Source organism: Bifidobacterium asteroides (assembly GCF_003202695.1).
In the GTDB taxonomy this organism is placed as follows: Bacteria; Actinomycetota; Actinomycetes; order Actinomycetales; family Bifidobacteriaceae; genus Bombiscardovia; species Bombiscardovia asteroides_G.
In genome coordinates, this window is the sequence record NZ_QGLL01000005.1 from 1 (window position 1) to 6066 (window position 6066).

Sequence of the window (6066 nt, forward strand, 5' to 3'; positions counted from 1 at the left end):
GACGCATTATTGACGCATTCCCCTTCTTCATGATCACAGGCCCGTTATCAAATAATCCCAAGCAAAACGGGCAACCCGCCGGGAACATCCCCGACCTGACCTGAAACAACTTTATCACGTCTCTAGACGTGTCAGTATTGCCTTGATCACAGGATAACAGATATCATGAAATAGGCTGTCTGCCGTATGACCAATGCCTACTCTATTTGGTTCATTTATTCCTGCTGATGAAGCGGATGCGGAACACCGATGAGTCTAAGAGCGGGATGGACGGCACCGGCTCTGCGGACAATGAGCAGGAAGTCTCTGTGTAGGTGCAGCTGAGGCGGACTGGTCCCGGCTGATGCCGCCCAGGATGATCCAAACCACGAGTACGCCAAACTGCCCCGGATTGCAGGCAGGCGTGGAGGACGGTGTCGGTCGAACCGGCTTTAGGCACGAGGATTTACAGCACGCGCAACACTGGGGATAAAGCTGATCGCCAGCTTTTGAACGACAGTATTCAGGTCATGGTTAGCATAGTGAAAGCCATATTTCGTGGCTGTCTAGTGTTTAATTGTCGCATGGGTTCGGTGATATTAATGATATTCGCTCGAGTAGCACCACGGAAGGCAAGCATGAGCGTGGGCGAGGCTGAGACGTAATTGAGTATCAGCTAGGAGGAACTCAAACAGATGGAAGAGTTTGCGGCGAAAGTCGAGCTGGACGAGCCTGTGTCTGTGGTCTCTGGCTAGTGCGGGGCATATGGATCCCAACCGTACGGTGGACGAAGAGAAGTTCTTCCGGTAACTTCACAGGAATTCGAGCGGATGCGTCGGCGCAGTGCCGAGAACAAGCAGACAGCTCCGAAGACCTGGAAGGATCAGGGTCCGTGCCAGTCCTGACGACGAGATGAGGCGGCTGGCTGAGCAGGAGCACTATGCCCGTTCTTCCGTCATACGTCAGCTCGTCCAGCAGTATGCGGCCGCATACAGGCGTCCTTCAGATTCCTGAATCGGGTAGCGTGTCTAATCCTATTTGCGCCGTTTGCATTAAGCGAATGAGATGTGGTCTGGGCTGCGTCTGCATGTTAAGCGCAACCGCCGAAGTCAATCTCACAAGATTCGAAGTCTGTATGCAAGCACGGTGATTTATTTCCAAAATGCTCTGCATTGCCCATCTGCATCTATTCTGACAGGGTGAAATAGCTTCTGGGAGTATTGAAAACCCAGCCTGAAATCTTTGTGGAAGAGCAGAAGCGCTGATTCCTGTGATATTGGTTGCTGGTCCAGGTTTTAGGTTCGAGAGTCATAACAGTCATTGAAGTTTCCTCATTTTGTGGGGGAGGGGTGAGCACAATAAAGGGGATAAGAGGTATCTGTGGAAGATTCACAGACCCATGGAGGCGGCTTTAGGGAGCCATGCAGCATCTTTCGCAAACAAAAACAATGGCAGTCCCCACCGAGAGCAGACCATCCTAGGTGACAGACTTGTTGCCTCGTCTCCCATCAGCTAGGAGATTCCGTACGGCTTACGGTACGGGAGGCATGCTTGCTGCCAAATTCATAGCCGCATCTGGCGAACCTCTCACCCCTCGGCGCTTTGGTGCCCCAGCCTTTATAAGTTTCGGATATGCGGGTCCAGCAACGCCATTAATTTGACTCCACTCTGCTGGTTGCATGAGAGCTTGTGCGGGTCGCCTTGCGCGATCTCGATTTGTGCAAAGGGGAAGAAATTCTGGCCGTTGCCTGCTGGGTAATTCATGTTGGAAGAAGAGCGCTGCATGGCTTTGCCGTCCACCTTGCATTGTCCGGCTTCCACCCGCTTGAGGTCGGCTCGCTGCGCAAGTACGTACAGGCTTCCCTTTTTGTCGGCAGCAATACTGCTCACGCTGCCGTCACCAGAAACTTTGTACTTGGTCAAAGAAGAAAAATAACCGGCGGCCTCGTTGACCGAGGGTTCTGACCGGGTCTGCCCCTGGCAACCTGAAAGCAGGCCGACGCTCATCAGTACGGCCATAGCGGCTACCATTTGTTTTCTCCAAGTGGTTTCAGCTGTGCCCGCCTTGTCATGGAACCAGGACTGCAATGCTGTGAGCCGATGCATGCGCCCGTCGGAACCCGGCTGGGCTGCTTGAGAAGAATCAAATTTCATTTGACGGATAGCCTTTGTCTTCTTCATCGGTTCTCCTTAGTGAAGTGGGAGGCTTACGACACTGTTGACCAGATCCAGATTTGGTGAATCAGAAGAGCGGTTATTGAATTAAGTGTAACTCTCTGTTCATAGTACATGAATATGTACAGCTTATCTTGTCGGTGGTCGAACACTGACTCCATATATATAGCAAGCCTCTGCTCAGCCTTAGCGCTCGGTGCTCCGCTTTATCAATAATGATGCTCAGCCCGTCACCTTCCACACACAGCCACCCTGATTCCCTATTGCGCCTGGTGGAGCCGCCGGCGAAAACGAGATGAGGTTTTGGGGTCTTGACTGACTGCCATTCGGGCATCCGTTTGGTAAATTCTCCCATTCCTCAAGCAGGCTGCGACTTATGAAAGCGACCTAGGGCGGCCAGGATCAGCAGAACTTCTAGGGCGCCGACAATCAACAGCAGGATCAGGGCATGCTGCGAGCCATTGATTGTGCCCAGATGCTGGTCTGCGACTGCGGCCTGGCCTGCTGCGACGATGGTGGCCGCCAGGCTGCTGCCGATGGCTGCGGCGAACTGCTGGACGGTGTTGAAGATGGCGTTGCCGTCGGCCTGCTGCTCCTGGCTCAGCCGGTGCAGGCCGTTGGTCATGATGTTGCCGAAGCTCAACCCGATGCCCAGCATGAAGAAAATATAGAGTATCAGGATGGCCATGGCTGTCAGCCGACGGGCCGTCAAGGCAAATCCCAGGAGACCGATCAGGGCAACAAGGCTACCGCTGATGATGGGGATGCGCGGGCCGAGCTGATCGTAGAGCCTGCCGGAGAGCGGAGCCAGAACGGCTCCGATCGCCGCGCCCGGCAGCACCACCAGTCCGGCCTGCAGCGAGGTGCAGCCATCAACCAGCTGCAGGTGGTTGGGCAGGATGAATGAGAGAGCCAGGGCGCTGATCTCGAAGAGGATGTAGGCCCCCACATGCAGGCAGAAGCGCCTATCGGCAAACAAGCGCACGTCGATGATCGGTTGGGCCTGATGCCGAGCACGGAGGGCGAACGCTGCCAGGGCGATGAGTCCAAGGACCAGCGCTCCGCCGAATCTCCAGGAGAGCCATCCTGCCGAGGCGTTGCTGATGCCGAAGATCAGGCCGGCAAAGCCTAGGACCATCAGGAACACGTCAAGCGGGCCCAGCTCGGCCGCTTCCCTGTCTGCCGACACAGGAACTGAGGGTATGCAGGACAGGCCGGTCACCAGCGAGATGAGCAGTATGGGAATCAGGATGACGAAGACGAAACGCCAACCGATGGTGGTTGCTACCAGACCGCCAAAGGTGGGGCCGATGGCTGGTCCGATGGCTGTAATCAGGGTGCCTACGCCCATCATGGTGCCGATGCGCTTTGTCGGGACCTGCTGGAGGATGATGTTGAACATCAGCGGCAGGGCGATGCTGGTGCCCAGCCCCTGTATGGCCCTGCCCAGCAGCAGGAGCGGGAAGACCGGAGCCAGCGCGTCGATGACCAGTCCGGCCAGGAAGAGCAGGTTGGCGCACAGAAAGAGGGTCCGGCTGCGGAATCGGCGCTTGAGAACTGCCGAGAGCGGGGTGATGGAGGCGACGACCAGCAGATAGAGGGTGGTCATCCATTGCACGCTGGAGGTCCCGATGCCGAAATGGCTCATGAGGGCAGGAAAGGTGATGTTCATGGCCGTTTCCACGATCACGCCGCAGAAGGACATGATGCCAGTGGCTACCACAGCGCCGATTACCTTGTGAGGGATTGCCGTGCTTTGCTCCTGGATTCGGCTCATGAGCGAGGCTCCTTCCCGGTCTGGGAGGCATCATCGGAATTCAACGCGATGAAATAGGCCAGCACGCGGTCGAAGGCAGCCAGATCATGCTGGTCGAACCGGCGCTCCATGGCCTTTTGCTGGTCTTCTATATAAACCCGCACTGCTGTCTGCAGGCCCCGGGCCTTGGCCGTCGGAGCGATGATGCGTTGACGGCCGTCCCTGGGATCCCGTCTGGCCGCGATCAGTCCGCTGGTTTCCATCCTCTGCAGGATTTTTGTCGTTGTAGACGGGCGGATGTCGAATTCCAGCTCGATGTCCCGCTGGGTATGGTTCTGGGACTCGCCCAGGAAGTCGATGATGGACATCTGGGTGCCGGTCAGTCCGTATCGAGTCGCGTAGGCGTCCATGGACCGTGACATGAGGTTGGCTGCCCGTTTGATCCGCTTGCCGTAGTCCTCGTGCAAAGGCTCTCCTTGGATAGATAGTTAGCTACCTAAGGAATAATCTCCTGGGTATGGACAAGCGTGCGTATCTGGGTGCTAATGCTGTAATGCTGTCTATGGATTCTTCTGCATACGTGGCTGAAATCTGCCGGATCGTTGCAGAAAACAGACCGGTGCCGGAGGTTTGACAGTTGCCTAGACCAAGAAGGATAAGGCCGGTTCTGGCGACACAGAAGGAGCTGCTTGTCCGACTTATTCCCGGCGCTGGCTGATGTCGCTGACTGATCCGCGCTGGATCAGCTTCGCTGGAACAAGCGTCTTGGTGTCTGTGGGCACGTATTCTCCCTCACACTGGAGCTTTACCTTGGCGAAGGCCTCGCGTCCGATGGTTTCGAAATCCATGCGCATGGTGGTCAGGCTCAATCTGGGGACTGTTCCGATCAGAGAATCGTCGACCCCGATCACGCTGACATCCTCAGGTACTCTTTTGCCGGAATCCTTGAGGCCTTCAATGGCCCCATAAGCCATCTGATCGTTGGCAGCGTAGATGGCTGTGCAATCAGCTTCATGGGCCAAGGCGCGCCCCGCCTCATACCCGCTGTCTGCCTCCCAGTCGCCGATATAGGTCGGCGGTACCGGGATGCCGTGAGCGTGAAGAACGTCTCTCCAGCCCTTGGCCCGGCTCTCCGCAGCCCGTGAAGTCGAAGGGCCTGAGATGTGGTACACGGTGCGGTGGCCTTTCTTGAGCAGATATTCGACAACCGAAGTCGAGCATCCGTATTGGTCGGCATCGATGGTGGGGCAGTGAGCGGAAGGCTTCTCGGTGATGAGGACCACGGGAAGCTCCTTGCTGGGTCTGAAGCGATCAAAGTCGACGACTCTTTGTTCTAGCACTACTATGACGCCGTCGACAGGCAATCGCTTCATCTGCTCTACGATGTCCGCCAAGGTGATTTCCGACGAGTAGTTCACGACATGGACGGTTGCTGCATATCCGCATTCGGACGCAGCTTCCACAGCGCCATCCAGGATGCGTGCATTGCCAAATGTAGTGATATTGAACAGGACAATGCCAATATTGTTGAACCGGCCGTGTTTCAGCGCCCTGGCAGCGTAATTCGGCCGGTAACCTAATGCTTTCATGGCGTTCAGCACTTTTTGCTTGGTCTGGGGTCGCACGGCCGTGCTGTCATTGACGACTCGCGACACGGTTTGTGGTGATACCTCGGCAAACCGTGCAACGTCCTGTATCGATACCTGTTTCTTTCGTCCCATGCCTACCTGATCCAGCTCATGGGAGCTTGCCGCCATGTGTGCGAGCAGCCCCTTGGTGGCAGACAATATGTTTGCGACACCATTTTGATAACCATGAGTATATCAAAGATTGGAAGGATATTTGATACCGTGATACGTGCTATGATGATAACGAAAACATCCGGTGAACGTCCATTGTGGTTCAGTATGGTCGGAGCTTGATTGTTTGTGTTGTAGCACAGCTTCGAGGGAGAAGGTCAGATATGGCTGCTGTTGCTAGCGGCGATGCTACCCAGTCGAGTAGTGCGCCCCGGGGCCACATGGGTTCTCGTTGGCGTGGTTGGTTGTTTATGGGGCCGTTTGCGTTGGTGTTTGTGGTGGTGTTTGTGGTGCCGGTGTTGTATGCGGTGTGGATTTCCTTGTTTCAGCATCGGATGGTTGGCGGGACGGTGTTTG

Annotated in this window: 4 protein-coding genes and 1 pseudogene; 1 reads left to right on the forward strand and 4 read right to left on the reverse strand. The window is 55.8% G+C overall.

What is annotated here, in order from left to right; all coding sequences use genetic code 11:
- Positions 1-1596: 1596 nt before the first annotated feature.
- From DKK75_RS02005 to DKK75_RS02020, 4 genes are all read right to left on the reverse strand, one after another.
- A complete protein-coding gene (locus DKK75_RS02005; protein ID WP_110451815.1) occupies positions 1597-2160 on the reverse strand; it encodes a hypothetical protein in 564 nt (187 codons plus the stop codon).
- A gap of 352 nt (positions 2161-2512) precedes the next feature.
- Entirely contained in the window at positions 2513-3931 is a 1419-nt protein-coding gene (locus DKK75_RS02010) for an MFS transporter (protein WP_110451816.1), read from the reverse strand.
- The gene (locus DKK75_RS02015; RefSeq protein ID WP_110451817.1) at positions 3928-4377 is read right to left on the reverse strand and encodes a MarR family winged helix-turn-helix transcriptional regulator; all 450 of its coding nucleotides are present in this window, start codon (positions 4375-4377) and stop codon (positions 3928-3930) included. Before DKK75_RS02015 ends, DKK75_RS02010 begins: the two co-directional genes overlap by 4 nt.
- Before the next feature lie 231 nt (positions 4378-4608).
- A complete protein-coding gene (locus tag DKK75_RS02020; RefSeq protein WP_110451818.1) occupies positions 4609-5631 on the reverse strand; it encodes a LacI family DNA-binding transcriptional regulator in 1023 nt (340 codons plus the stop codon).
- Between the two features lie 299 nt (positions 5632-5930).
- Between DKK75_RS02020 and DKK75_RS08190 the strand changes: the two are divergent.
- A pseudogene (locus tag DKK75_RS08190) lies at positions 5931-6066 on the forward strand (carbohydrate ABC transporter permease); the annotation flags it as partial.